Origin of the sequence: Frigoribacterium sp. 2-23, from assembly GCF_049601585.1 — a bacterium.
Lineage (GTDB): Bacteria > Actinomycetota > Actinomycetes > Actinomycetales > Microbacteriaceae > Frigoribacterium.
The window spans coordinates 2,884,738-2,909,712 of sequence record NZ_CP187126.1 but is presented as its reverse complement, the minus strand read 5'-3'; the positions used below and the strand labels follow the sequence as shown (position 1 = coordinate 2,909,712).

Sequence of the window (24,975 nt, the reverse complement as noted above, 5' to 3'; positions counted from 1 at the left end):
AGGCGGGCCGGCACCCGCCTCGCGTGCCGGCACCGGGCCTCCGGCGTCACAGAGCGATCAGCTGCGCGTTGCGCGCCTCGATCGCCTCGGCGGTGTCGGGGAAGATCAACGGCAGGGCGAACGTCTCGGTCTCCGTCTGGATCGTCTCGGCCGTCGGCCGGAAGCTCCGCTCGTATTCGGCGAACGCGGCCTCGATGTCGCCCCCGGTCGTGACGAAGGCGTCGTGCAGCGCGGTCGCTCCCAGGATCGCGACGGAACCGCCCATGCCGGCCGCCGGTGACGGGCAGTACGCGGCATCGCCGACGAGCGCGACCCGGCCCGACGACCAGCGCGGCAGCCGGTTCTGACTGAGCTTGTCGAAGTAGAAGTTGCCGGCCGTGAGTGCCTTCTCGATGATCTCCGCGGAGAACGGTTCGCCGGCGTCGGCGAAGTGCTGCCGGATGAGCTGCTTCTGCGCGTCGACGTCGTGGTAGTCGTAGGCGATTTCGTGGTCGGAGTGGAAGACGAGGGCGATGTCGGTCGTCGCGTCGTAGGAGTTCAGCAGCAGCGTCCTGCCGGGAGTGTTCTGGATGCGTGACGTCCAGGGGGTGATGAGCGCGCCGTCGACGACCGTGACCGACGTGTAGTGGTGCAGGAAGTGGCTGTGTTCCGCTTCCGGGCCGAAGCGGAGGCGGCGCACGCCGGAATGGTTGCCGTCGCAGCCGAGCACCATCGCGAACTCGCGGGCGGCCCCGACCCGGAACTCGGCACGGACCCCGTCGGCGGTGTCGGTCAGCGCGGTGATGGAGTCGCCGAAGACGATCTCGGCGGTGTCCCGGACCTCGGCGTAGAGGATGGCCAGGAGGTCGTCGCGATGGATCTCGACGTCGTCGTGGCGGTGGGCCTCGTACTCGTCGATCGTGATCGTCTCGGCCGTGGGCTCGGGTTCCATCGTCGCGATGGTCGTGCCGTCGGCATGGGCGAAGGCCGTCCTGCGGGCGGGGAGCACCCTGTCTCGGACGGCCTGCAGGAGGCCGAGTCGGCCGACGATCGCCAGGGTGTCGCTCTTGAGATCGACCGGTGTGCCGCCCGTGCGGAGACCCGTGGCCCTCTCGACGATCATGACCTGGTACCCCAGGCGCTGCATCCAGATGGCCGTCGTCAATCCGGCGAAACTCGCGCCCGAGATCAGGACTCGTCTCGCTCCGCGCGCTGTCGTGGTGTCCATGGTGTGCCTCTCTCGATGTCGTTTCGTTATTCGTGGGGTAACCCCACGAATCGGAGGCTAGCACGAACGTGGGGTAACCCCAACGAATATGACAGGATGGGCGTCGTGACCGAGACGATGGGGCGCCGAGAGCGCAAGAAGCGCGAGATCCGCGAGCGGATAGCGAACGCCGCGGCCCGGCTCTTCGCGGAGCAGGGCTACGACGCCGTCTCGATGGTCGCCGTCGCCGTCGCCGCGGGCGTCGCCGAGCAGACCGTGTACAACCACTTCCCGACGAAGCCGGATCTCGTCCTCGACCTCGCCGACGAGATGCTCGAGAGTGCCCGCCGCGCGGTCGCCGACCGGGGCCCGCTAGCGACGCCCGCCGACGCGCTGCGGCTCGTGGTGCACGGCGACATCGACCATTTCGTCACCGAGGACCCGCTGCTCGCCCGAGGCGAGTACCCCGCCCAATCCGTCGAGAGCGAGGTGCTGCGTCGGTACGCGTTGCACTTCCGCGACGAGCAGGCCGAGGCGCTGGCGGAGGTGATCCGCGACACCGACCCCGAGCTCAATCCGCTCGTCGTCCGCGCTCACGCGAGCGCGCTCGTCACCGTGCTCCAGGCGATCACCGATCGGGTCGGAGCGGCGATCCTGTCGGGAAGCGATCTCGACTCGGTGACCGAAGCACTCCACCGAGACGCCGACGTCGCCCTCGCCGATGCCGCGGCGAACTTCCGTGCCGCCAAGGCGAGAGCCGCCGAGGCGAGAGCCGCCGAGGCGAGAGCCGCCGAGGTCGCCCCGTGACCGCCCGACGCGCCGGGCTCACTGAAGAAGTGCGGAGATCGACGCCGCCAGTTCTCGGGCCGCGTGCTCGACGTTGTCGGCCTGCTCCCGCGTCGAGCCCACCGTCCCCGTGAGACAGGCCGCCCCGGCCACCGCGCCGCTCGCGTCGCGGATGGGCGCCGAGGTCGACACGAGCCCCGACTCGGCGATTCCCTGGATCGTGAGCACGCCGTCCCTCTCGACCTGACGCATCCGGTCGTAGAGTTCGGCGAGCTCGAGGGGGGTGTGTCGGCGGCTCAACAACGGGCTCAGATCGGACGGGGAGAATTCCATGACGAGGGTGGGCCCACCGTCGGACCCGATGACGGGGTGCGGTCGGCCACGCCACGGGAGCATCACCAGGCCTCCGTCGGTGCTTCCGAGTTCTTCGACGATCGTGAAGCTGCGAATGCCCCGCAGCACGGTGATGAAGCCATAGGTGCCCGAGCGACGCGCCGCATCCGCCACGAGCTGACGGCCACCGTCGACGAGGACGGGTGCCGTCGCCGCTCGATGCCACGCGTGCACCCCCCAGCGCAGATGCTGCCGGGGGTCGCCCGGGTCGGCGGTCACCACACCGGCGAAACGACATGATTCGAGGATGCGCTGGGCGCGATCGGGGCGCAGCCGAACGGCACGGGCCGATCCCGCTACCGTGTCCGCGCCCTCGGCGAGGTGTTCGAGGAGGAGCGCAGCCGCTTCGAGGGCCGAGGGGGCCGCGTCGCCGACCCGCGCCGACCCGACGGCCGACGTGTCCGCCGGCGTCGACGTTTCGGCCGACATCGGCGTGAGCCGAGGGGCCGAATGGGCCGACAGCAAGGGCTCGATATTGCGTCGGGCGACCTCGACGGCTCGCCGTGCTCGAGGGACACCGCGGGCCGCCCTGTTGATCGGCAGGCGGATCGACACGGCGGCGACGTGCTCGCCCGCGTCGTTCAAGACGGGCGACGCGACTTCCAAGGTCCGCCCCACCACCGATTGGACGAGCCTGTCGGCGCTAGGACGGGAGCCGTCTGATCCGGGATGACCACTCCGGGCGCCGGGCCCGCCCGCGGCGACCGCGACCGCGCTGGCGGGGTCGACGAGCTCGCCCACGTCAGCGCTGGCATGCAGTGTCCACTCGGAGCCGACGGAGCCGACGACGCGCACGTCGTCGCCGGAGCGGGCTGCGATGCACGCCGTCTCCCCGGTGACCTGGGCTGCCACCGTCAACGCATAGCGAACTGCCCGGGCGGACGGTGCGGCCGCACGTCCCGACAGGCGGATGGCCCGTCGGCCGAGGCGATAGCTGCCGTAGTCCCGCCCCCGCTCGAGCAGCCCGACAGCCACGAGTTCCGTGCACAAGCGCGAGCTGCTGCTCAGCGACAGGCGAAGGGCGGACGCGATCTCACCCGTCTTCATCGGCGCGGTCGGATCGACCCGCTCAGCGACGAATCGGACCGCTCGGATGCCCAGGACGACGCGTTCGGTCATCGCGTCAGTCGCAAAGCATACCCGTCCGAATTGCGCATGATGCGGAGTGTAACAGCAGGTAAACACGTGCCCGCCATAGTTGCCGCACCTCGCCACCGGGCCATCCGGACGCGGGGAGAGACAGCGCCCCACCCCTACGCCCTGCCATCTCACGCCTTTGAGGAGTCATCCCGATGAACATCCCCACCGCCCCTGCTCGACGCCTCGCCATCGCCCTCGCCGCAGGGCTCGGCGCCGTCGGCCTCCTCGCCGGCTGTGCGTCCGGCACGACCGGATCCGATGCCGCCGCCGACCCGACCTCGGCCGAGACCATCGGCACCGACTCGATCGCCGGGACGTTCGACCAGGCCGCCGCCGACCTCCTACCCTCCGACATCGCCGATGCGGGCACGATCGTGTCGACCGGCGGTCCCGGCTACTCACCGCACTTCCTGCTCGCCGACGACGGCAAGACGCTCGTCGGCAACGACGTCGAGCTGCTCCGTGCCGTCGGTGACGTGCTCGGCGTCGAGATCGAGTATCAGGCGATCGGCTTCGACGCCATCATCCCGTCGCTCCAGTCGGGTCGCGTCGACATGGCGAACGCCGCCATGAGCATCACCGACGAACGCCTCGCCGCCGTCGACTTCGTCAGCTACTTCGCCGGCGGCACGTCGCTCATCGTGCCGACCGGCAATCCGCTGAAGATCGACCTCGACTCGATGTGCGGCCGCCGCATCGCCGTCCAGCAGGGCACGGTCTACAACGACAACTACCTGCCGGTGTTCGATCAGGCCTGTGTCGACGCCGGCGAGGACCCGATCGAGATCTCGGTGTTCCCGACCCAGCCCGATGCGACGCTCGCCCTCACCTCGGGTCGCGCCGACGCGAGCATGTCCGACTACGGCCCCCTGTCGTACGTGGCGGACCGATCCGGAGGCACGTTGGAGGTCCTGCAGGAGACCTACGACCCCAGCACCTGGGGATTCGCCTTCCCGCAGGGGTCGGACGAGCTCGAGGCCGCCGTCTCGGCGGCCGTGAACGTGCTCATCGCCGACGGCACGTACGGCGAGATCCTCGAGAAGTGGGGCGTCACGAGCGGCGCCATCGACGAGTCCGAGGTGTTCACCGATGACAAGGCTTGACACCGGACCCGTGACGTCCGACCGGCACGACACGGCCTCCGAGGTCCCGGCCCGCATCGTCCCGGTGCGGCGCTGGGGGCAGTGGGTCGTCACCGCCCTCGTGCTGCTGGTGGTCGTGGCGATCGCCGTCTCGCTCGTCACGAACCCGCGCTACCAGTGGGGTCTCGTCTTCGGCTACTTCCTCAACGCACAGCTGCTCGACGGTCTCGTCACGACCGTGTGGCTGACGGTGATCGCGATGGTCATCGGCGTCGTGATCGGCGTCGTCATGGCCGTCTTCCGTGAGTCGGACAACCCCGTCGTGTCGACGGCGGCCACCGGGTACGTCGCGTTCTTCCGGGGCACCCCGCTGCTCGTGCAACTCATCTTCTGGTTCAACCTCGCGGCGCTCTACCCGGTGGTCGCCCTCGGCGTCCCGTTCGGTCCCACCCTCTGGAGCGAGAGCACGAACGTCCTGATCACGCCGTTCATGGCCGCCGTTCTCGGTCTCGGTCTGAACGAGGGCGCGTACATGTCGGAGATCGTGCGGGCCGGCCTGCAGTCGGTCGACCGCGGACAGACCGACGCGGCCAACGCGCTCGGCATGCGCAAGTCGCTGACGTTCCGCCGTATCGTGCTGCCCCAGGCGATGCGGGTCATCATTCCCCCGACCGGCAACGAGACGATCTCGATGCTCAAGACGACGTCGATCGTCAGCGTCATCGCGATCCCCGAGCTCCTCTGGCAGGCCCAGGCGATCTACTCCCGCACGTACCAGGTCATCCCCCTCCTCATCACGGTCAGTCTCTGGTACCTCCTGATCACCACCGTGCTCAGCCTCGGGCAGGTGCAGCTCGAACGGCACTTCGGCCGCGGTGACACGAGGGGTCCGCAGCGCGGTGTCTGGGCCGCCATCGCCCGGGGGGTCGTGCCCCGTCATGACGCCCGCACCCGAGTCGCCGCGACCGCGGCGCCGACGCCGACGAAGGGTTCGCGATCATGACCACGACGACACCGGTGCCCCGCACCACCACCACGGAGCAGCCGGCGATGGTGGAGGCGCGAGGCGTGCACAAGCACTACGGCGCCAACCACGTGGTGCGGGGCATCGACATGACGGTCCGCCAGGGAGAGGTGACGTGCCTGCTCGGCCCCTCGGGTTCCGGCAAGAGCACGTTCCTGCGCTGCATCAACCACCTCGAGAAGATCGACGGCGGCACGATCAGCGTCGGCGGTGAGCTGGTCGGCTATCGCCGGCAGGGTGATCGTCTGCACGAATTGCGCGATTCCGAGATCGCTCGCCGACGCAGCGAGATCGGCATGGTGTTCCAGCAATTCAACCTGTTCCCGCACATGACGGTGCTCGAGAACCTGGTCGAGGCGCCGATCCGTGTACGGGGTGAGAAGACCGGCCCGGCCCGGCAGCGTGCCCGCGAGCTGCTCGACCGCGTCGGGCTGGCCGACAAAGAGGGTGCCTACCCACGTCAGCTGTCCGGCGGTCAACAGCAGCGCGTGGCCATCGCCCGCGCCCTGGCGATGCGGCCGCGATTGATGCTGTTCGACGAGCCCACCTCGGCGCTCGACCCCGAGCTCGTCGGCGAGGTGCTCGACGTGATGCGCGGGCTCGCCGCCGATGGCATGACGATGGTCGTCGTCACCCACGAGATCGGCTTCGCGCGCGAGGTCGCCGACACGGTCACCTTCATGGACGGGGGCGTCGTCGTCGAGAGCGGCCCGTCGGCGGAAGTCCTCGGCGCGCCACGGCACGAGCGCACGCGCGCCTTCCTCGCGAAGGTGCTCTGAGCGGGCCGTCCCCCGACGAGTCGGCGTGCCGCCGAACACACGAAAAACGAACCACGAACAGAGAGAGCTGGTCCACCACATGGAGACATTCGACGTAGCGGTCGTCGGCCTGGGCGCGCTCGGCAGCGCCGCCGCCTACCATCTGGCCCGCAAGGGCGTCAGCGTCGTCGCGTTCGAGCAGTACGAGCTGGGCCACGTCCGCGGCGCCTCGCACGACACCTCGCGCATCATCCGGACGTCGTACGGCGTCACCGACTACGTGCGCCTCGCCCAGTCGGCGTATCGCGACTGGGCCGAATTCGAGGAGGTCGCCGGGGAGCGCTTCACGACGATCACGGGCGGGCTCGTGTTCTTCCCCGACGACGGCCCCTACGAGATCGACTCGTTCGTCACGAGCCTCACGGAGGCGGGCGTCCCCTTCGAGCAGCTCACGAACGTCGAGGTGCACGACCGCTGGCCGCAGTTCACGTTGCCCGCCGATGTCCGGGCCATCTGGACGCCCGACTCGGGCATCGTGCACGCGTCGCGCTCCGTCTCCGCGTTCCAGATGCAGGCGCGGGCCCACGGTGCCGTGCTCCGCGACCGCACCCCGGTCGAGAGTCTCGTACCGAGACCGGACGGCGTCGTCGTGACGACCGCCTCCGGCGACGTGCTCGCCCGCAAGGTCGTGGTCGCGGCGGACGCGTGGACCAACCGCCTCCTCGAACCCCTCGGCGCGGCCATCCCGCTCGTCACCATGCAGGAGCAGGTCACCTACTTCAAGCCGTCGGACGTCGACGCCTTCGACCGGGAGGTCTTCCCCGTGTGGATCTGGGAGGACGAACAGTGCTTCTACGGCTTCCCCACGTTCGGGGAGCCCACCGTGAAGGCGGCTCGGGACATGTCCGAGAACCTCATGACGCCCGACGAGCGCACCTTCGTGCCGTCGGACCTACTGCTCGCCGAGCTCACGGGCTTCATGGGCGCGACGATCCCCGGCAGCGGCGACGTCCTGCGCACGGTCACCTGCCAATACGCGCTCACGCCCGATCGCCGCTTCATCATCAGTCCCCTCGAGCAGCACCCCGATGTCATCGTGGCCCTCGGCGCCGGCCACGCCTTCAAGTTCACGCCGGCGATCGGACGTGTGCTCGCCGAACTGGCTGTCGACGGCGAGACGACGGACGACATCTCGGCGTTCGGCATCGCCCCGCGCATCCCGGCGAGCGTCGGGATCGGCCCCGCGGGGACGAACGCCGCGTCGGGTTCCGCCGCCGGCCTCCCGGTGGTGAACTGATGCGGTTCGTGAGTGTCCGCGACATGGCGGCGTGGATCGGCGAGACCGGGCCCGAGACGATCATCGCCGGTCTCGTCGACGCCCTCGAGGTCGACTTCGGCCGCTGGGAGTCATTCGAACGCGAACCCCGGGTCGCAAGCCACTCGGCGCTCGGCGTCATCGAGCTCATGCCGACCAGCGACGGCGAGCTCTACGCGTTCAAGTACGTGAACGGGCACCCGTCGAATCCGAGCCGCGGGTTCCAGACGGTCACCGCCTTCGGGGTGCTCTCCGACGTCGAGACGGGCTACCCGCTCTTCCTCGCGGAGATGACGCTTCTGACCGCCCTGCGCACCGCCGCGACGTCGGGGTTGGCCGCACGGTGGCTCGCGCGACCCGACAGCAGTCGCATGGCGATGATCGGCGCGGGTTCGCAGGCCGAGTTCCAGGCGCTGGCGTTCCGGTCGCAACTCGGCATCCGCGAGCTCCGTCTCTTCGACACCGACCGCGCCGCCGCCGAGAGGACGGCCCGCAACCTGCGCCCGCTCGGGTTCGACGTCACCGTCGAGTCGTCGGCGGCAGACGCCGCCCGCGACGCGGACGTCATCACCACGTGCACGGCCGACAAGGCCAACGCCGTCGTACTCAGGGCGGCCGACGTGCGGCCCGGCACCCACGTGAACGCGATCGGCGGTGACTGTCCCGGCAAGACCGAGCTGGAACTCGCCCTCGTTCGTGACAGCCGCGTCTTCATCGAGTACGAAGCGCAGACGCGCATCGAAGGCGAGATCCAGGTACTGCCGGCCGGCTCACCCGTGACCGAGCTCTGGACCGTCATCACCGGTACCGCGCCCGGTCGACTGTCGACCGACGAGATCACGGTGTTCGACTCGGTCGGCTTCGCCGTCGAGGACTTCACGGCCCTGCGCTACGCACGCGACGCCACCGCGAGCACCCGGTTCAGCGCGCCGATCGACCTCGTCGCCGAACCGGACGACCCGAAAGACCTGTTCGGCATGGTCGGCGCGCCGGTGCCCGTCGCATGAGCCCGTCGATCGTGTTGCGGAACGCCCGTCTGCTCGGTGGCGACGACCTCGTCGATATCTCCGTCGTCGAGGGGCGTGTCGCCGCGCTGTCCCCGGCGGGGGAGGTCGATCACGGTCGGGTCGAGGCTCTCGATCTCGACGCACGCATCGTGACGCCGGGTCTCTGGGATGAGCATCTCCACTTCACGCAGTGGACGACCACCCGGTCGCGCCTCGACCTCGCGGGCACGACGAGCGCGGACGACGTGCTGCGCCGGGTGCGCGACGAGCTCGCCCGAGCCGGTCGCGCCGAGACCGAGTTCCTGACGGGCTACGGCTACCGCGACGGCACGTGGTCGTCCCCGACGACCCTCCGCGCCCTCGACGAGGTGGCCGGGGACACGCCCGTCGTCCTGATCAACGGCGACCTGCACAGCGCCTGGTTGAACGGGGCGGCCGCCTCTCGGGTCGGCGTCGACCTCGACGAGACGGGTGTCGTCAGCGAGTCGCGGTGGTTCGACGCGAGCCAGCGCGTCGCCGCGGCCCTGCCTCCGACGACCGCGATGTTCCGCGAGGCGGCCGAGGCGGCCGCCCGCCGGGGCATCGTCGGGGTGGTCGAGTTCGAGAACGCCGACAACCTCGCGCACTGGCCGGATCGCGTGGCCGCGGGCGTCGACGCGGTGCGCGTCGAGGCGTCGGTCTGGCCGGTACGGCTCGACGACGCCATCGCGCGCGGGCTGCGCACCGGCGACCGCCTCGATCCGACGGGCCTCGTGACGATGGGCCGCCTCAAGGTCGTCGTCGACGGGTCGCTCAACACCCGCACCGCTCTCTGCTGGGAGCCTTACCCCGGCGCGCAGCACGACGGCGCCGGGCACGGTCACGGCGTCGCCACGGTGACGCCGGCCGAGCTCCGCACCCTGCTGACCCGCGCCTCCTCGGCGGGGATCGACGCCTCGGTGCACGCGATCGGCGACCGGGCGAACAGCGAGGTCGTCGACGTGTTCGCCGACCTCGGGCTCGGCGGCGTCATCGAGCACGCGCAGCTCGTCCGCGCCGACGACTTCGCCCGCTTCGCCGAGTTGGGTCTCGTCGCCAGCGTCCAGCCCGAGCACGCCATGGACGACCGCGACGTCGCCGACCGCCACTGGCACGGCCGCACCGACCGGGCGTTCGCGTTCGGGTCATTGCACGAGGCGGGCGTGACCCTGCGGTTCGGCTCGGACGCCCCCGTGGCCGTCCTCGATCCGTGGGTCGCGATCTCGGCCGCGACGAGCCGCAGCCGAGACGGTCGAGTGCCGTGGCACCCCGAGCAGCGCGTGCCGCTCGACGTGGCGCTCGCCGCCAGCATGCGGGGCCGGATCCGGCCGGTCGTGGGCGACATCGCCGACCTCGCGGTGCTCGACGCCGACCCGTACCGACTCACCGCCGACGAACTGCGCGAGATGCCCGTCGCGGCGACGCTGCTCGGGGGACGCTTCACCTGGAACGCCCTGTGAGGCGAGGGGACGAGGAGGCGCGGCGTGCGTGAGGCCGCGGAGTACGCCTTCGACGACGGGGCACGCATCCGCGAGCTGATCGAGCAGAATCCGTGGGCGACGCTCGTCAGTGCCACCCCCACCGGCGTCGTGGTCTCGCACTATCCGTTCCTGGTCGAGGAGGACGACGGCGGGCTCGTCCTGCTCAGTCACGTCGGTCGACCCGATGAGCGTGCGCACCGGCTCGGCAGCACGGAGGTCGCCGTCGTCTTCGCCGGCCCCTCGGGTTATGTCTCGCCGTCCTGGTACGGGATCTCGCCTGCCGTGCCGACCTGGAACTTCGCGGTCGTGCACGCGTACGGCGTCCCGGAGATCCTCTCCGACGGAGACAACCTCGACGTGCTCGGCCGCCTCGTCGACCACTTCGAGGAGCGCCTGCCCGACCCGGTCCGGATGCGCGGCACCTTCGAGAACTCCGCCTACGCCGACCGCATCGTGCACGGCACCGTGGGGTTCCGGATGCGGGTCACCCGGATACAGGCCAAGGACAAGATGAGTCAGGACAAGCCCGCCGAGGTGGTCGACCGCATCGTCGCGGCACTGCGTCGGCCTGGGCCGTACCAGAACCCGCGACTCGCGGCCCGCATGGCGGGCGTGCACCGTCTCGATCGGTAGCTCGCCGCCCCGCCGCCCGCCGCCCGCCGAACCTCGTTCTGGCCAATGAACCTCGTTGTAACGCGGTTCGTTGGCCAGAACGAGGTTCCGAAGGCACCGACGCCGACGCACCGGCAGCTCACACGACGCTGAACCCCTCGGGGAGCGCGGCCCGCCCCGTCAACGCGAGCAGCACCTCCTCGCCGTGTCCGCGCCCCGCGGCCGTGCACGCGGCGAGCGTCACGGCCTCGGCGAGGGCGGCGGACGGCAGCGTGTGCGGCAGCCCCGTGGCGCGCGACAGGTCGATGGTGTGCACGACGAGCTCGAAGACGCGGGTGCGCAAGTACTCGTCAAGGGCGATGCCCATGCCGCCGATCGACACGACGCGGTTGCGCGGCTGGGCGGCGAGCAGCTCCCGGGCGTGGGCGAGTGCGGCCCGGATGCGCGGCACGGCCTCGTCACCCAGCCAGACCCCGGCCTCGACCCCGCGCGCGGCGACCTGGTCGTCGCTGCCGAGCGTCTCCGCGATCGCCGTGTAGTAGTGCACGGCCGACGGGATGGTGATGTCGCCGGGCTCGTCGTGCGCGAGGTAGTTCTCGACCGTCAGGATCGCTCGGGCCGTGTGCCCGACGAGACTCCGCACCGTCCAGACACCGAGACCCGGCTGCTCCCACTGGTCGGGGCGGATGCGCGACACGAGGTCGGCGAAGGAGTCAGCCGACTGGCTGAACAAGGCGGCGCTGCTCATGCGCTCATCGTGGCATCCGCCGACGCGAAAACGACGAACCGACGTGATTAACCACGTCGGTTCGTCGTTTTCGGCGCGTGTCCCGCCGGCAAGCCCTACTGGGCCGCGCGGTGGCGGCTGCGTCGGCCGACGATCCGCAGGGTGACGCCGGCGACCGTCAGGGCACCGCCGAGGGCGATGAGAGGCAGGAAGTCCTCCGACCCCGTGTAGGCCAGCCCCGAGGAGGCGGTGGTCGTCACCGCAGGACGGGTCGCGGTCGCCGAGATCGGCACCGACGTCGTCGCGGCGAGCGTCGGCACGGACGCCGGGTCGGCCGGGTCGGCCGGGTCGACGACGGTGGCCGGCACGACGGGCGTGCTCGGCGTCACCGGCGTCACGGGCGTCGTCGGGGTGGTCGGCGTCGACGGCGTGACGACCGCGAAGCGCAGCGCCCGCGACGAGCCGTAGCGCACCACGGTCCCCAGCGAGTCGATCAGCTTCGTGTCCGCGACGGCCGTGTACTCACCGTCGGCGAGGCGCGCACTGACGCTCCACGTGCCATCGGCGCCGACATGCGTGTTGTGGTCCATGCCGATGACGACCGTCGACGGGGTGCCGAACAGGCTCGAGTCGGTCGGCTCCTGACCGTTCAGGTCCGCGGTCGGCACGATGCCGACGAAGAGGCGCGAGCCGGCCATGCCGGTGCCCGACACGGTGACGACGCCGTCGGCCGAGCGCACGGCCGTCGTGACGGTCGGCGTCGGCATGACGGCCGGTGCCGGCGGCAGCGAGAAGTCGCGGACGACCGACTGGTAGTCGTCGCCCGAGTACGCCTCGATGCGGATGCTCTGCGTCTCGGCGGCCTCGCTCCAGAAGATCACGCGCACGGACCAGGCGCCGTCGGAGTTCGCCGTCGCCGTCGCCATCCACTGACCGGTCGACGTCGGACCGAGGTCGACGAGTCCGATCGTCGCACCTGGCTCGGCGGTGCCCGAGAAGTCGAGCGTGCGGCCCGAGACGGTCGTGCCCTGCACCGGATTGCCGACGATCAGCGGCGCGACGGCCGCCTTCTCGGCGACCGGTGCCGGAGCATCGGCCGACTCCGAGGAGGCGCGGGCCGAGTCATCGACGGACGCCGACGAGGCAGGCGCCTGCGTCGTCGACTCGGCCGGAGCCTCCGTCGCCGTGGCGGTCTCGGCGGGGGCGCTCGCCGGAGCCGCGTTCGATGGGGCAGGCGCGGGAGCCGGGGCCGCCGCAGCAGCCGGAGCTGCCGCAGGAGCCGCCGCAGCAGGCGCGGCCGCAGCCGGGGCGGCTGCAGCCGGGGCGGCTGCAGCCGGAGCAGCGGCGGCCGGAGCCGGCGCGCTCTCCGACGCGGGCGCCGCCGGTGCGGCCGAGGCGGCCGTGCCGTCCGGCGCAGTCGTGCCCTCGTCGGCGAGGGCAGGGGTGGCGGCCACGATGGCTCCACCGAGGGCAAGGGTCATAACGGCGGGCACGACGAACGTGCGGCGCCATGAAGGGTTCATGGTCACGGGTTCGGGTCTTTCGGGTTCGGGTAAGCGCGACGACCTGAACCTGATCCGCATTCGGGTGCGAGTCGGGCGTGCGAGGGGTAAGCGCGGGTCGCCGTACGATCCGTACCGTAACCCGGCCGGGTGGCCCCTGGCTAGGGGGCAACGCGCCCGGGTGGATGGTTTTCGGGTGGGCCACCGGGTGACGTCTCGTGTCCTCCACAGGGGGGACAGGTGGGACGGGCTGGGAAGATGGTCGCGTGAGCGCCCTCAGACCCCCCTTCGAGCCCTTGGTCGGCCGCCTCGTCACGCTGCAGCCGCTGACCCGCGAGCAGCTCCCCGAGCTCTTCGAGGCCATCGGTCGACCCGAGGTCTTCGCCGGCGGCTGGGGTGGCGGCCCGGCGGGTTATCGGCCCGATTACGTCGACTGGGCCGCGTTCATGAACGACTACCTCGCGTGGGACACGGCTCTCGTGTACGGCGTGCGTCTCACCGGGGCCGACTCATCGGCGCCCTTCGCCGGGCGTCTGGTCGGGACGACCACCCTGGGCGACCTCGATCTCGAGAACGAGTCGGCGCACATCGGCTGGACCGCCTACGCCCCCGAGGTCTGGGGCGCAGGAGTCAACGTCGAGACGAAGCTCCTGCTGCTCGGCTCCGCGTTCGACAACGGCTTCGGTCGAGTCAAGCTGCAGGCCGACAACCTCAACGAGCGGTCGCGGGCCGCCATCCTCAAGCTCGGCGCCACCTTCGAGGGGGTGCTGCGTCGGATGCAGCGCCGGGCCGACGGCACCTGGCGCGACACCGCCGTGTACTCGATCCTCGCCGACGAGTGGCCGGCCGTGCGGGCAGGGCTCGACGCGCGTCTGGCTGCCCATCAGGATTCGTCCAGACTCTAGGTATCGACTGAGCACATGACTTTGGAGATCACCTACACCGCCATCGCCCACGCCACCGGCGGCGGGCGCGACGGTCACGTCCGCAGCGAAGACGACCGCCTCGACTTCGACACCCGTCCGCCGAAGGAACTCGGCGGCTCCGGTGAGGGCACCAACCCCGAGCAGCTGTTCGCCGCGGGTTACGCCGCATGCTTCCTGAGCGCGATGCACGGCGTCGGCCGCTCGCTCGGTCTCGACACGAAAGACAGCAGCGTCTCGGCGAGCGTCGGCATCGGCTCGAACGGCGAGGGCGGCTACGGTCTCGCCGTCGAGCTCGACATCTACACGCCGAACGTCGAGGCCGGCCGTCGCCAAGAGCTGGCCGACGCCGCCCACCACGTCTGCCCGTATTCGAACGCCACGCGCGGCAACGTCGAGGTCACCCTCACGTTGGTCGACTGACCACCCGCCACGAACTCCAAGGAGGCGCGTCCTGCGATCGCAGGGCGCGCCTCCTTCTGTCTTCTGGTCCCGCGCCCTCCGCGGCAGCCGCACGCCGCTAGTAGGCTCGCCGAATGGCACTGGACAGTCCTCTCGGAGAGAGCAGCCCCCTCAGCCCGACCGACCGTGCGGCGATCGAGGAGCTCGCCGCCATCCGGCAGAGCATCGACAACATCGATGCCGCGCTCGTGCACATGCTCGCCGAGCGCTTCAAGTTCACGCAGTCGGTCGGTCACCTCAAGGCGGCGGCTGGCATGCCCGCCAGCGACCCCGAGCGCGAGCGCATCCAGATCCAACGACTGCGGCAACTCGCCGTCGAGTCGCACCTCGACCCGGCGTTCGCGGAGAAGTTCCTGAACTTCATCGTCGGCGAGGTCATCCACCACCACGAACGCATCGCCAGCGGCGTGGACAAGGCCTGACGCCGACGTGAGCACGCCAGACCCCGATCTCTCGCAGACCGCCGTCCCGCTCGTCGGCACCCCCGCCGGCACCTCGTCCGCGCCTCCCGAACGCCTCTACATCGGCTCGTACACGGCGAGCAGCGGTGGCCACGGCACGGGCGTGACGGTGCTCGAGCGTGCCGGTGTCGGCGCGAAGTGGCAGGCGGCCCAGGTCGTCGAGGCCGACGACCCGTCCTTCCTGGTCCTGACCGAGGGGGCCCTGCACGCGGTGTCCGAGACGACGGAGGGGCGGGTCCTGTCGTACACGCTGTCCGGCGGTCTGCTGTCGGCCGCGTCCAGCGCGGCGACCGGTGGTTCCGCGCCGTGTCACATCATGGTCGACCCGGCCTCGGGCGCCCTCGTCGTGTCGAACTACGTGGGCGGCACCGTGGGCGTGCTCCGCTCGGACGCCATCGATCCGAGTCGGATCACACGCACCGTCGCCCTGCCGCACGGGCGCGGCCCCGTGCTCGACCGCCAGGAGCGACCACACGCCCACCAGGTCAGCGCGACGCCGACCGGCTCCCTGATCGCGAGCGATCTCGGCAGCGACCGCCTCGTCGAGTTCGTCGTCGACCCCGTCTCGCTCGACCCGACCGTCGTCGCGACGCACCCGTTGCCGTCCGGCTCCGGCCCGCGTCACGTCGCCTGGCTCGGCGACCGGCTGATCGTCGTGGGCGAGCTGGACGCGCGCCTGCACGTCCTCCGTCGGGACGACGAGGGTCGCCTCGTGCTCGACCACTCGGTCGAGGTCTTCGAGGGCTCGGCGTCCACGCAGGGCGTGTTCCCGTCGCACCTCGCCGTCGACAACGGCCGGGTGTACGTCGCGACCCGAGGGCGCGACACGATCTCGGTGCTGACTCCCGACGACGCCGACGGGCGCCTGCGCGTCGTCGGCGAGGCGTCGTGCGGCGGCACCTGGCCGCGGCACTTCGCGATCACGCCGGGCGTGCTGTACTGCGCGAACCAGGGCTCGGACACCGTGGCCGTGCTGCCGCTCGACCCCGAGACCGGCGTGCCGGGCGAGCCGCTCGACGTCTTCGCGCTGGGCAGTCCCGCCTGCATCGTCGCCGCCTGAGCGTCTGAGCGCCTGAGCGCCTGAGCGCCTGGGCGCCTGGGCGCCTGGGCGCCTGACGGCCTGACGGGCGGCGCGTCAGAGCCGACGCAACAGGGCGACGATCTCGTCGATCGACGCCTCCGACTGGGCGCCCGACCCCGCCCCGAGCGAGAACGGCTGCGGGGTGAAATAGAGGCCGTCCGAGACGAGGCTGATCACGCGCGCCACGACGGGGTCGCCGACCTCGGCGAGCACGACGTCGTACCAGCGCGACTGCATCGCGACGAGGGCCTCGCCGGCGCGGGGGTGCCGGCCGCTCGCCGCCAGATTGCTCACGGCCGAGATGCAGCGCACGAGCGGGTCGTCGTCGGGGAAGGCCGACGGGGACGACGACCGGATGAAGTAGTCGACGACACCCTCGGGCGCCGACGTCATGCGAGCGACGTCGTCGTCGAGCAGCGCGGCCAGCCGCTCGAGCAGGCCGTCGACCAGCGCCTCTTTGGTGGGGAAGTGGTACAGCAACCCGCCCTTCGAGACGCCCGCGGCGGCGGCGACGGCGTCGAACGTCGCGGTGCGCTCGCCGTCGTCGACGACGAGATTCTCGAACGTGTCGAGCATCTTCTCGCGGGCTGACGGGCGCGGACTCATTCTGATACTGTACCGTCCAGACGGTTTACTGTACCGTCTGGACGGTTTTCGTCCGTCGAGGCACCGCACCGCACCGCCGACGCGTCCTCGCACCGCACCTCCCGCGCCTCCGCCTCACCCGCCTCGAAAGCAGTCAGTCATGTCCGGCACGCCCACCCAGCGCCCCGCGCGTCCCTCCCGCACCGTCGCCGCGATCCCGGCCCGCGCCGGGCGCCGCGAGTGGGCGGCCCTCGTCGTGCTGATGCTCCCGGTGCTGCTCGTGTCGGTCGACAACACGGTGCTGAGCTTCGCCCTGCCCGAGATCTCGACCGCCCTGCGTCCGTCCGCGGCGTCGCAGCTCTGGATCGTCGACAGCTACTCGCTCGTGCTCGCCGGCCTGCTCGTCGCGATGGGCGCGATGGGCGACCGCTTCGGTCGTCGCAAGCTGCTGTTGATCGGCGCGACCGGCTTCGCCCTCGTCTCGGTGGCCGCCGCGTTCGCGCCCAGCGCCGAGGTCCTCATCGCCTGCCGTGCGGTGCTCGGCTTCTTCGGCGCCATGATCATGCCGGCCACGCTGTCGCTGCTGCGCAGCACCTTCCTCGACCGGGCGCAGCGCCGCCTCGCCATCGCCATCTGGGCGAGCGCGTTCGCGGGCGGCTCGGCGCTCGGGCCGATCGTCGGAGGCGTGCTGCTCGAGCACTTCGCCTGGGGCAGCGTCTTCCTGATCGCCGCGCCGGTGCTGGCCCCGCTGCTGATCGCCGCCCCCTTGCTGCTGCGCGAGAGCCGCGACCCCGACCCGGGCCCCGCCGACCCCCTGTCGGTGCTGCTCTCCCTCGCGACCATGGCGCCCATCGTCGCGGCGATCAAGTTCGTGGCGACCGACGGCTTCTCCGTGCTGCCCGTCGTGCTCGTCGTCGTCGGCGGCACGAGCGGCTGGCTCTTCGTCCGCCGTCAGCTGCGGCGGGAGCGTCCGCTGCTCGACGTGCGGCTCTTCACGAACGCCGTCTTCGCGGGCTCGGTGCTGATCAACCTGCTCGCCGTCGTGTCGCTCGTCGGGTTCCTGTTCTTCACGACGCAGCACCTCCAACTGGTCGTCGGGCTGAGCCCGTTCGACGCCGCCCTGACGCTGGTGCCGGGTCTCGCCGTGATGGTGGTCGCCGGTCTCGTCGTGGTGCCGATCGTGCGGCACGTCCGGCCCCGCGTGATCGTGGCCGTCGGGCTCGCGGCCGCGGGCCTCGGCTACGCCTCGATCGGCGTCGTCGGCACACATGCCTCGGTCGCCGTCTTCGTCGTCGCCTTCGCCCTCGTCGGCCTCGGTGTCGGAGCCGCCGAGACGATCTCGAACGACCTCATCATCGCCGCCGTCCCGCCCGCCCGCGCGGGTGCCGCTTCGGCGGTGTCCGAGACGGCCTACGAGGTGGGTGCGGTGCTCGGCACCGCGGTGCTGGGCAGCATGCTGACCGCCACGTACCGCGCCTCGCTGGTCGTGCCCGACGGTGTCTCGCCCGAGAGCGCCGACGCGGCCCGCGAGACCCTGGGAGGCGCGGTGTCCGAGGCCGCGTCCCTCCCGTCCCCGCTCGGGGCCGATCTCTTCGCCGCGGCAGCGGCCGCGTTCGACCAGGGGCTGGTCGTCACGGCCGCCGCGGGCACGGTGCTGATGGTGGCGGCCATCGTGATCTCCCTCGTCTGCCTGCGCCGCGCCTCCGCGGGGTCCGGGCACGACGAGTGACGGTCCGGTGACGGCACGGGTGGGGCCGGAGGCGCGAGTACAGTAGGCGGGGTCCCGTTCGTACCCCAGACAGGAGCTCCATGTCGCGCACCGTCAGACTCGCTGCCATCCCCGGTGACGGGATCGGGCCCGAGGTGGTGGCCGAGGCGCTGCGGGTGCTCGACGCGGCCGCGGGTGCCGATGCGACGTTCGACGTCACGACGTTCTCGCTCGGCGCGGCCCGCTATCTCGAGACCGGCGACATCCTGACGGACGCCGATCTCTCGGCCGTCGCCTCGCACGACGCGATCCTGCTCGGTGCCGTCGGCGGCGACCCGCGCGACCCGCGTCTCGCCGGGGGCATCATCGAGCGCGGTCTGCTGCTCAAGCTGCGCTTCGCGCTCGACCACTTCGTCAACCTGCGGCCGACCCAGGTCTACCCCGGTGTCCCGTCGCCGCTGGCCGACCCCGGCGCCGTCGACTTCGTCGTCGTCCGCGAGGGCACCGAGGGGCCGTACGTCGGCAACGGCGGCGCCCTGCGGGTCGGCACCCCGCACGAGATCGCCAACGAGGTCAGCGTGAACACGGCCTTCGGCGTCGAGCGCGTCGTCCGGTTCGGGTTCGACAAGGCCCGCGGTCGTCGCAAGAAGCTGACGCTCGTCCACAAGACCAACGTGCTCGTCTTCTCGGGCAGCCTCTGGCAGCGCACGGTCGACGCGGTCGCCGCCGAGTACCCCGACGTCGAGGTCGACTACCAGCACGTCGACGCTGCGACCATCCACCTCGTCGTGAACCCGTCGCGCTTCGACGTGATCGTGACCGACAACCTGTTCGGCGACATCCTCACCGATCTCGCGGGCGCGATCAGCGGCGGCATCGGCCTCGCCGCCTCGGGCAACATCAACCCCACCGGGGCGTTCCCGAGCATGTTCGAGCCCGTGCACGGCTCGGCGCCCGACATCGCCGGCCAGCAGAAGGCCGACCCCACCGCGGCGATCCTCTCGGTGGCCCTCCTGCTCGACCACCTCGGCCTGCCCGAGGCCGCCGCCCGCGTCACGACCGCGGTCGAGGCCGACATCGCCGACCGCGCCGCCGGCGTCGCGAACGCACGCCGCACCTCCGAGATCGGAGCGGACATCGCAGAACGTGTCCGCGCGCTGACCCCGGCCCCCACGGCCTGACCCGGCCCGCACCACGGGCAGCGCCGCACGACCGGCAGGCCCCTCCCGAACGCACAGCACCGCCTGACCCGCCGAAGAGAGCGACATGACCACTGCAGACAGCGACACCGCTGCGACCACCGAGTTCGGACTCGCGTTCGAGCTGACCCCGTCCGATTCCGCCCGGGCCGACGCCGAGCGCGACCAGATCCTGTCCGATCCGGGCTTCGGCAAGCACTTCACCGACCACATGGTCTCGATCGAGTGGACGCTCGACGAGGGCTGGCACGAGGCGTCGGTCCACCCCTACGGCCCGCTCCAGCTCGACCCGGCCGCGTCGGTGTTGCACTACGCCCAGGAGATCTTCGAGGGCATGAAGGCCTACCGTCACGCCGACGGCTCGGTCTGGACGTTCCGCCCCGACGCGAACGCCCGACGGTTGCAGCGCTCCGCGCGCCGGCTCGCCCTGCCCGAGCTCGCGACGGAGGACTTCGTCGAGTCCATCCGGCAGCTCGTCCGCGTCGACCAGGCGTGGGTGCCGTCCGCGCCCGAGACGAGCCTGTACCTGCGTCCGTTCATGATCGCGACCGAGAGCTTCCTCGGCGTGCGGGCCGCCCAACGGGTCGCCTACCACGTCATCGCGAGCCCGGCCGGTGCGTACTTCACGGGTGGCGTCTCGCCCGTGTCCATCTGGCTGACGACGACCTACGCCCGCGCGGGCAAGGGCGGCACCGGTGCCGCCAAGACAGGCGGCAACTACGCCGCGTCGCTGCTGCCGCAGCAGGAGGCCTACGCCAACGGCTGCCAGCAGGTGCTGTTCCTCGACTCGTCCGAGAGCTCGTACATCGAGGAGCTCGGCGGTATGAACGTCGTGCTGGTCTACAAGGACGGCACCCTCGTGACCCCCGACAGCGACTCGATCCTCGAGGGCATCACCCGCGACTCGATCCTCGAGCTGGCCGAGGCTCGCGGCCACCGCGTCGAACGCCGTCGGGTGACACTCGACGAGTGGCGGGACGGTGTCGCGAACGGCGACATCGTCGAGGTGTTCGCCTGCGGTACCGCAGCTGTCGTCGTGCCGATCGCCGAGCTGAAGGGCGAGGGCCTACACATCGGCTCGCCTGCGGCCGAGGGCGGTCCGCTCACGATGTCGCTCCGTGAAGAATTGACCGACATCCAGTACGGTCGCCGCCCCGATGTGCACGGATGGATGACGAGGCTCGACGCATGAAGATCGCCCGATTCGCCACACCCGGTGAAGACCCCCGCTACGGCATCGTCGACGAGCGCGAGCTGATCGTGCTGGCCGGTGACCCGATGTACCAGGGCTACGAGACCACCGGTGAGCGGGTGTCGCTCCGTCAGGCCAAGATCCTCGCGCCGGTCATCCCGCGTTCGAAGGTCGTCGGTGTCGGCCTGAACTACCAGGACCACGCCGACGAGCTGGGTCAGACCCCGCCGGAGGTGCCGATCCTGTTCCTGAAGCCGAATACGACGGTCATCGGGTTCGGCGACTCGATCCAGCTGCCGCCCGACATCGGAGAGGTCCACTTCGAGGGCGAGCTCGCGATCGTGATCGGCTCGATCGCCAAGCGCGTCAAGGCGGAGGACTACCAGGACGTCGTCTTCGGCTACACCGTCGCGAACGACGTGACCGCCCGCGACGTGCAGAACAACGACGGCCAGTGGACCCGAGCCAAGGGCTACGACACGTTCCTGCCGCTGGGCCCGTACATCGAGAACGAGCTCGACTGGACCGACATCACGATCGAGACCCGCGTCGACGGCGAGGTCAAGCAGCGCGAGTCGACGCTGCAGATGATCCACAAGATCCCCGAGCTGATCGAGTACGTCACCGACGTGTTCACGCTGCTGCCGGGGGATGTCATCCTCACCGGGACGCCCGCCGGCGTCGGTCCCTTCACGTCGGGGCAGACCGTCGAGGTCGCGATCTCGGGCATCGGCTCGTTGATCAACCCGGCCCGTAACCGGGTCTGACCCGTCCCGTGACGTCGCCCGGCGCCTCCGTCGCATCCACCCGGATGCCCTCGTGGCTGCCGGGCATCGTCGTGGCGGCCGTCGCCCTCGGCCTCGCGTGGCTGGTGCACACGCTCGTGCCGGGCATCCCGATCCTCACCGCCTGCGTCGTCCTCGGGATCGCGGTGGCCCAGATCCGTCCGGCACGATCGTCCCTGGACGGGGTGCTCAAGCCCGGGCTCAGCCTGGCGAGCAAGCGCTTGCTGCGATTGGGCGTCGTGGTCCTCGGCCTGAAGCTGAGCCTCGTCGATCTGGCCGGGCTCGGGTGGCAGACCGTCCTGGTGGTGATCGGCATCCTCGCCCTGACGTTCGGCGTGACGTATGCGCTCGGTCGGTGGGCGCGCCTCCCCGGGGACCAGCCCTTGCTGCTGGCGGCCGGCTTCTCGATCTGCGGGGCATCCGCGATCGGTGCCATGAGCGCCGTCACCCGTGATCGTGGCAAGGACGCCGCCACGCCGGTCGCGCTCGTCACCCTGTTCGGCACCGCCGCCATCGCGGTGCTGCCGCTCGCCGGGGGAGCCCTCGGCCTCAGCGATCTGCAGTTCGGTGCGTGGGTGGGGGCGAGTGTGCACGATGTCGGTCAGGTGGTCGCGACGGCCCAGACCGCCGGCGCCGCCGCGCTCGGCATCGCCGTCCTCGTCAAGCTGACGCGCGTGGTGATGCTCGCGCCCATCGTCGCGATCACGTCGGCGGTCATCCGCCGCAGCGGTCCCGTCGAGGGTGCGAGTCGGCCGCCGATCCTGCCGCTGTTCGTCGCCGGGTTCCTCGTCGCAGTCGTCGTGCGCACCGTGCTGCCGATTCCGGAGGCGGTGCTCACGTCGGCGGACACCGTCCAGACGGTCCTCCTCGGCCTGGCCCTCTTCGGTCTCGGGACGGGCATCCGACTGGAGAAGCTCGTCCGGGCGGGAGGCCGAGCGGTCCTCGTCGGCCTGGCGGCGTGGGTCTTCATCGCCGCGATCTCCTACGCCGCGGTCGTCGTCCTGCCGCTCACGCGCTGATGACTCGGCCCCTCCTGGCTGAAAAGCCCGGAAACTCAAGGATGTCAAGCGCGACACGCCCGGGATGCATGGCATTTTGGACGACCTCGCCGAGGTGTGTGTAAAGTACTTACTTGTCACCCCAAAGGTGCGGCGGAGCGAAGCTCCTCCGGCCTCAAGCGGGACCGACTTCCAAGTCCTCGAGTTGCTTCACCGCCTCGGACCAAGCAAGTTGCAGCACCAGCCAAGATGATGTAACGTTGTGGCTCGTTCCAATCGGAGCGAAAGTCACGGCCTAACATCTAAGCGGCTCGTGCAAGGGTTTCATTTCTGCTCCAGACGAAGATCTTTCTAAGGTCGGGATCTGGGTGCGTTTGGTCCTTGAGAACTCAACAGCGTGCACATTGTCAAATGCCAAATTATACCCTGGCATTGCAGCCTTTTTGGTTGTGGTGTTTAGGTTTCTTTGAGATTGACGGACAATAACAATCGTCAGATTGTTTTGTTCTTTAGTCAGCATCAAATTCACAAGTCATGCCCTATTCCGGGTGTGCTTGTTTTTTCTTTTACGGAGAGTTTGATCCTGGCTCAGGACGAACGCTGGCGGCGTGCTTAACACATGCAAGTCGAACGATGATCTCCAGCTTGCTGGGGGGATTAGTGGCGAACGGGTGAGTAACACGTGAGTAACCTGCCCTTGACTCTGGGATAAGCGCTGGAAACGGCGTCTAATACCGGATATGACCTTCAACCGCATGGTTTGTTGGTGGAAAGAATTTCGGTCAAGGATGGACTCGCGGCCTATCAGGTAGTTGGTGAGGTAATGGCTCACCAAGCCTACGACGGGTAGCCGGCCTGAGAGGGTGACCGGCCACACTGGGACTGAGACACGGCCCAGACTCCTACGGGAGGCAGCAGTGGGGAATATTGCACAATGGGCGCAAGCCTGATGCAGCAACGCCGCGTGAGGGATGACGGCCTTCGGGTTGTAAACCTCTTTTAGTAGGGAAGAAGCGAAAGTGACGGTACCTGCAGAAAAAGCACCGGCTAACTACGTGCCAGCAGCCGCGGTAATACGTAGGGTGCAAGCGTTGTCCGGAATTATTGGGCGTAAAGAGCTCGTAGGCGGTTTGTCGCGTCTGCTGTGAAATCTGGGGGCTCAACCCCCAGCCTGCAGTGGGTACGGGCAGACTAGAGTGCGGTAGGGGAGATTGGAATTCCTGGTGTAGCGGTGGAATGCGCAGATATCAGGAGGAACACCGATGGCGAAGGCAGATCTCTGGGCCGTTACTGACGCTGAGGAGCGAAAGCGTGGGGAGCGAACAGGATTAGATACCCTGGTAGTCCACGCCGTAAACGTTGGGAACTAGATGTGGGGGCCATTCCACGGTCTCCGTGTCGCAGCTAACGCATTAAGTTCCCCGCCTGGGGAGTACGGCCGCAAGGCTAAAACTCAAAGGAATTGACGGGGGCCCGCACAAGCGGCGGAGCATGCGGATTAATTCGATGCAACGCGAAGAACCTTACCAAGGCTTGACATATACCGGAAACGGCCAGAGATGGTCGCCCCGCAAGGTCGGTATACAGGTGGTGCATGGTTGTCGTCAGCTCGTGTCGTGAGATGTTGGGTTAAGTCCCGCAACGAGCGCAACCCTCGTTCTATGTTGCCAGCACGTTATGGTGGGAACTCATAGGAGACTGCCGGGGTCAACTCGGAGGAAGGTGGGGATGACGTCAAATCATCATGCCCCTTATGTCTTGGGCTTCACGCATGCTACAATGGCCGGTACAAAGGGCTGCGATACCGTAAGGTGGAGCGAATCCCAAAAAGCCGGTCTCAGTTCGGATTGAGGTCTGCAACTCGACCTCATGAAGTCGGAGTCGCTAGTAATCGCAGATCAGCAACGCTGCGGTGAATACGTTCCCGGGCCTTGTACACACCGCCCGTCAAGTCATGAAAGTCGGTAACACCCGAAGCCAGTGGCCCAACCGTAAGGGGGGAGCTGTCGAAGGTGGGATCGGTGATTAGGACTAAGTCGTAACAAGGTAGCCGTACCGGAAGGTGCGGCTGGATCACCTCCTTTCTAAGGAGCATGTACCAGCCGGTCTGTATACAGCCGGATTCACTGGTCAAGTCAGTTCCGAAGCGAATGTCTTCGGCTGGCGCTCATGGGTGGAACATTGACGATGGCTCTCATACGAGGGTCTTGTGCTTAGTACGTCTTCTTCGGGAGTCTGGAACGGTGTGAGGTCTGGTGGTGGGGGCATGCACGCTGTTGGGTCCTGAGGGACCAAACCTGCCGCACTTTGGTGTGGTGGTGTTTCCTCTGGGCCACGATCTGCTGGTTTTGTGCCGGTTAGGTTGTGGTGCCGCCCGTATTTTGAGAACTACACAGTGGACGCGAGCATCTTAGTCGCAAACGAGTTCATGCCTTTCGGGGTGTGGGGGTTGTTTGTGATACTAAGTGCAATTTCTTAGACCAACCCGCTCCTTCGGGGGTGTGGTTGGCGAATGAGATAACACTGACGCCGTTGACCTTCGGGTTGGCG

General features: G+C 69.4%; 22 protein-coding genes and 1 rRNA gene. 18 read left to right on the top strand and 5 right to left on the bottom strand.

Annotated elements, in window-relative coordinates:
• Positions 1 to 46: 46 nt before the first annotated feature.
• Positions 47 to 1,207: an FAD-dependent monooxygenase gene (locus tag ACPEEZ_RS13720; RefSeq protein WP_423920162.1), complete on the bottom strand. Its 1,161-nt coding sequence runs from the start codon at positions 1,205 to 1,207 to the stop codon at positions 47 to 49.
• 105 nt (positions 1,208 to 1,312) lie between these two features.
• Between ACPEEZ_RS13720 and ACPEEZ_RS13715 the strand changes: the two genes are divergently transcribed.
• The gene (locus ACPEEZ_RS13715) at positions 1,313 to 1,993 is read left to right on the top strand and encodes a TetR/AcrR family transcriptional regulator (RefSeq protein WP_423920159.1); all 681 of its coding nucleotides are present in this window, start codon (positions 1,313 to 1,315) and stop codon (positions 1,991 to 1,993) included.
• 18 nt (positions 1,994 to 2,011) lie between these two features.
• Here ACPEEZ_RS13715 and ACPEEZ_RS13710 read toward each other — a convergent pair whose 3' ends face one another.
• Positions 2,012 to 3,484, bottom strand: a complete 1,473-nt coding sequence (locus ACPEEZ_RS13710; RefSeq protein ID WP_423920157.1) for a hypothetical protein — start codon at positions 3,482 to 3,484, stop codon at positions 2,012 to 2,014.
• Between the two features lie 173 nt (positions 3,485 to 3,657).
• Here ACPEEZ_RS13710 and ACPEEZ_RS13705 point away from each other — a divergent pair, with 173 nt between their 5' ends.
• The 7 genes from ACPEEZ_RS13705 (at position 3,658) to ACPEEZ_RS13675 (ending at position 10,823) form a co-directional block, all read left to right on the top strand.
• Positions 3,658 to 4,608: an ABC transporter substrate-binding protein gene (locus tag ACPEEZ_RS13705; RefSeq protein WP_423920154.1), complete on the top strand. Its 951-nt coding sequence runs from the start codon at positions 3,658 to 3,660 to the stop codon at positions 4,606 to 4,608.
• Positions 4,595 to 5,590 (top strand): amino acid ABC transporter permease, encoded by a 996-nt coding sequence (locus ACPEEZ_RS13700; protein ID WP_423920151.1) that lies wholly within the window; start codon positions 4,595 to 4,597, stop codon positions 5,588 to 5,590. Before ACPEEZ_RS13705 ends, ACPEEZ_RS13700 begins: the two co-directional genes overlap by 14 nt.
• 47 nt (positions 5,591 to 5,637) lie before the next feature.
• Positions 5,638 to 6,390, top strand: coding sequence for an amino acid ABC transporter ATP-binding protein (locus ACPEEZ_RS13695; protein WP_423924283.1), 753 nt, complete (start codon positions 5,638 to 5,640; stop codon positions 6,388 to 6,390).
• A gap of 79 nt (positions 6,391 to 6,469) precedes the next feature.
• Positions 6,470 to 7,666: an N-methyl-L-tryptophan oxidase gene (gene solA, locus ACPEEZ_RS13690; protein ID WP_423920148.1), complete on the top strand. Its 1,197-nt coding sequence runs from the start codon at positions 6,470 to 6,472 to the stop codon at positions 7,664 to 7,666.
• A gap of 23 nt (positions 7,667 to 7,689) precedes the next feature.
• Positions 7,690 to 8,691 (top strand): ornithine cyclodeaminase, encoded by a 1,002-nt coding sequence (locus ACPEEZ_RS13685; protein WP_423920145.1) that lies wholly within the window; start codon positions 7,690 to 7,692, stop codon positions 8,689 to 8,691.
• Entirely contained in the window at positions 8,688 to 10,169 is a 1,482-nt protein-coding gene (locus ACPEEZ_RS13680; protein ID WP_423920143.1) for an amidohydrolase, read from the top strand. Before ACPEEZ_RS13685 ends, ACPEEZ_RS13680 begins: the two co-directional genes overlap by 4 nt.
• A 24-nt stretch (positions 10,170 to 10,193) precedes the next feature.
• A complete protein-coding gene (locus tag ACPEEZ_RS13675; protein ID WP_423920140.1) occupies positions 10,194 to 10,823 on the top strand; it encodes an FMN-binding negative transcriptional regulator in 630 nt (209 codons plus the stop codon).
• Positions 10,824 to 10,941: 118 nt separating this feature from the next.
• On the opposite strand, the gene ACPEEZ_RS13670 is transcribed toward ACPEEZ_RS13675, so the two are convergent.
• Both ACPEEZ_RS13670 and ACPEEZ_RS13665 read right to left on the bottom strand, forming a co-directional pair.
• Positions 10,942 to 11,550 carry a maleylpyruvate isomerase family mycothiol-dependent enzyme gene (locus ACPEEZ_RS13670; protein WP_423920138.1) on the bottom strand — a complete coding sequence of 203 codons (609 nt, stop codon included), beginning with the start codon at positions 11,548 to 11,550 and terminating at the stop codon, positions 10,942 to 10,944.
• A gap of 95 nt (positions 11,551 to 11,645) precedes the next feature.
• On the bottom strand, positions 11,646 to 13,058 hold the full coding sequence (locus ACPEEZ_RS13665; protein ID WP_423920135.1) for a hypothetical protein: 1,413 nt from the start codon (positions 13,056 to 13,058) through the stop codon (positions 11,646 to 11,648).
• Between the two features lie 239 nt (positions 13,059 to 13,297).
• On the opposite strand from ACPEEZ_RS13665, the gene ACPEEZ_RS13660 reads away from it, so the two are divergent.
• The 4 genes from ACPEEZ_RS13660 (at position 13,298) to ACPEEZ_RS13645 (ending at position 15,937) form a co-directional block, all read left to right on the top strand.
• Complete coding sequence (locus ACPEEZ_RS13660; RefSeq protein ID WP_423920132.1) at positions 13,298 to 13,936, top strand: GNAT family N-acetyltransferase; 639 nt, start codon at positions 13,298 to 13,300, stop codon at positions 13,934 to 13,936.
• A gap of 21 nt (positions 13,937 to 13,957) precedes the next feature.
• The gene (locus ACPEEZ_RS13655) at positions 13,958 to 14,377 is read left to right on the top strand and encodes an organic hydroperoxide resistance protein (protein ID WP_423924281.1); all 420 of its coding nucleotides are present in this window, start codon (positions 13,958 to 13,960) and stop codon (positions 14,375 to 14,377) included.
• A gap of 113 nt (positions 14,378 to 14,490) precedes the next feature.
• Complete coding sequence (locus ACPEEZ_RS13650) at positions 14,491 to 14,838, top strand: chorismate mutase (RefSeq protein ID WP_423920129.1); 348 nt, start codon at positions 14,491 to 14,493, stop codon at positions 14,836 to 14,838.
• Positions 14,839 to 14,845: 7 nt separating this feature from the next.
• Positions 14,846 to 15,937, top strand: a complete 1,092-nt coding sequence (locus ACPEEZ_RS13645) for a lactonase family protein (protein ID WP_423920126.1) — start codon at positions 14,846 to 14,848, stop codon at positions 15,935 to 15,937.
• A gap of 75 nt (positions 15,938 to 16,012) precedes the next feature.
• Here the strand turns inward: ACPEEZ_RS13645 and ACPEEZ_RS13640 are convergent, their stop codons facing one another.
• Complete coding sequence (locus ACPEEZ_RS13640; RefSeq protein WP_423920123.1) at positions 16,013 to 16,564, bottom strand: TetR/AcrR family transcriptional regulator; 552 nt, start codon at positions 16,562 to 16,564, stop codon at positions 16,013 to 16,015.
• 139 nt (positions 16,565 to 16,703) lie between these two features.
• Here ACPEEZ_RS13640 and ACPEEZ_RS13635 point away from each other — a divergent pair, with 139 nt between their 5' ends.
• The 6 genes from ACPEEZ_RS13635 (at position 16,704) to ACPEEZ_RS13610 (ending at position 24,509) form a co-directional block, all read left to right on the top strand.
• Positions 16,704 to 18,272: an MFS transporter gene (locus ACPEEZ_RS13635; RefSeq protein WP_423920121.1), complete on the top strand. Its 1,569-nt coding sequence runs from the start codon at positions 16,704 to 16,706 to the stop codon at positions 18,270 to 18,272.
• 80 nt (positions 18,273 to 18,352) lie between these two features.
• Positions 18,353 to 19,432, top strand: a complete 1,080-nt coding sequence (locus tag ACPEEZ_RS13630; protein WP_423920118.1) for a 3-isopropylmalate dehydrogenase — start codon at positions 18,353 to 18,355, stop codon at positions 19,430 to 19,432.
• A gap of 85 nt (positions 19,433 to 19,517) precedes the next feature.
• Positions 19,518 to 20,642 (top strand): branched-chain amino acid aminotransferase, encoded by a 1,125-nt coding sequence (locus ACPEEZ_RS13625; RefSeq protein ID WP_423920115.1) that lies wholly within the window; start codon positions 19,518 to 19,520, stop codon positions 20,640 to 20,642.
• Positions 20,639 to 21,409: a fumarylacetoacetate hydrolase family protein gene (locus ACPEEZ_RS13620; RefSeq protein ID WP_423920112.1), complete on the top strand. Its 771-nt coding sequence runs from the start codon at positions 20,639 to 20,641 to the stop codon at positions 21,407 to 21,409. Before ACPEEZ_RS13625 ends, ACPEEZ_RS13620 begins: the two co-directional genes overlap by 4 nt.
• Before the next feature lie 44 nt (positions 21,410 to 21,453).
• Positions 21,454 to 22,446, top strand: coding sequence for a YeiH family protein (locus ACPEEZ_RS13615; protein WP_423924279.1), 993 nt, complete (start codon positions 21,454 to 21,456; stop codon positions 22,444 to 22,446).
• Between the two features lie 544 nt (positions 22,447 to 22,990).
• Positions 22,991 to 24,509, top strand: a 16S ribosomal RNA gene (locus ACPEEZ_RS13610).
• The last annotated feature ends 466 nt before the right edge of the window (positions 24,510 to 24,975 follow it).

What these genes read in the sequence shown, in the direction of transcription:
- ACPEEZ_RS13720 (WP_423920162.1), bottom strand. Translation starts at nt 1,207, where the DNA reads ATGGACACCACGACAGCGCGCGGAGCGAGACGAGTCCTGATCTCGGGC.
- ACPEEZ_RS13710 (WP_423920157.1), bottom strand. Translation starts at nt 3,484, where the DNA reads ATGACCGAACGCGTCGTCCTGGGCATCCGAGCGGTCCGATTCGTCGCT.
- ACPEEZ_RS13705 (WP_423920154.1), top strand. Translation starts at nt 3,658, where the DNA reads ATGAACATCCCCACCGCCCCTGCTCGACGCCTCGCCATCGCCCTCGCC.
- ACPEEZ_RS13700 (WP_423920151.1), top strand. Translation starts at nt 4,595, where the DNA reads ATGACAAGGCTTGACACCGGACCCGTGACGTCCGACCGGCACGACACG.
- ACPEEZ_RS13695 (WP_423924283.1), top strand. Translation starts at nt 5,638, where the DNA reads ATGGTGGAGGCGCGAGGCGTGCACAAGCACTACGGCGCCAACCACGTG.
- solA (WP_423920148.1), top strand. Translation starts at nt 6,470, where the DNA reads ATGGAGACATTCGACGTAGCGGTCGTCGGCCTGGGCGCGCTCGGCAGC.
- ACPEEZ_RS13685 (WP_423920145.1), top strand. Translation starts at nt 7,690, where the DNA reads ATGGCGGCGTGGATCGGCGAGACCGGGCCCGAGACGATCATCGCCGGT.
- ACPEEZ_RS13680 (WP_423920143.1), top strand. Translation starts at nt 8,688, where the DNA reads ATGAGCCCGTCGATCGTGTTGCGGAACGCCCGTCTGCTCGGTGGCGAC.
- ACPEEZ_RS13670 (WP_423920138.1), bottom strand. Translation starts at nt 11,550, where the DNA reads ATGAGCAGCGCCGCCTTGTTCAGCCAGTCGGCTGACTCCTTCGCCGAC.
- ACPEEZ_RS13650 (WP_423920129.1), top strand. Translation starts at nt 14,491, where the DNA reads ATGGCACTGGACAGTCCTCTCGGAGAGAGCAGCCCCCTCAGCCCGACC.
- ACPEEZ_RS13640 (WP_423920123.1), bottom strand. Translation starts at nt 16,564, where the DNA reads ATGAGTCCGCGCCCGTCAGCCCGCGAGAAGATGCTCGACACGTTCGAG.
- ACPEEZ_RS13635 (WP_423920121.1), top strand. Translation starts at nt 16,704, where the DNA reads ATGTCCGGCACGCCCACCCAGCGCCCCGCGCGTCCCTCCCGCACCGTC.
- ACPEEZ_RS13630 (WP_423920118.1), top strand. Translation starts at nt 18,353, where the DNA reads ATGTCGCGCACCGTCAGACTCGCTGCCATCCCCGGTGACGGGATCGGG.
- ACPEEZ_RS13625 (WP_423920115.1), top strand. Translation starts at nt 19,518, where the DNA reads ATGACCACTGCAGACAGCGACACCGCTGCGACCACCGAGTTCGGACTC.
- ACPEEZ_RS13620 (WP_423920112.1), top strand. Translation starts at nt 20,639, where the DNA reads ATGAAGATCGCCCGATTCGCCACACCCGGTGAAGACCCCCGCTACGGC.
- ACPEEZ_RS13615 (WP_423924279.1), top strand. Translation starts at nt 21,454, where the DNA reads ATGCCCTCGTGGCTGCCGGGCATCGTCGTGGCGGCCGTCGCCCTCGGC.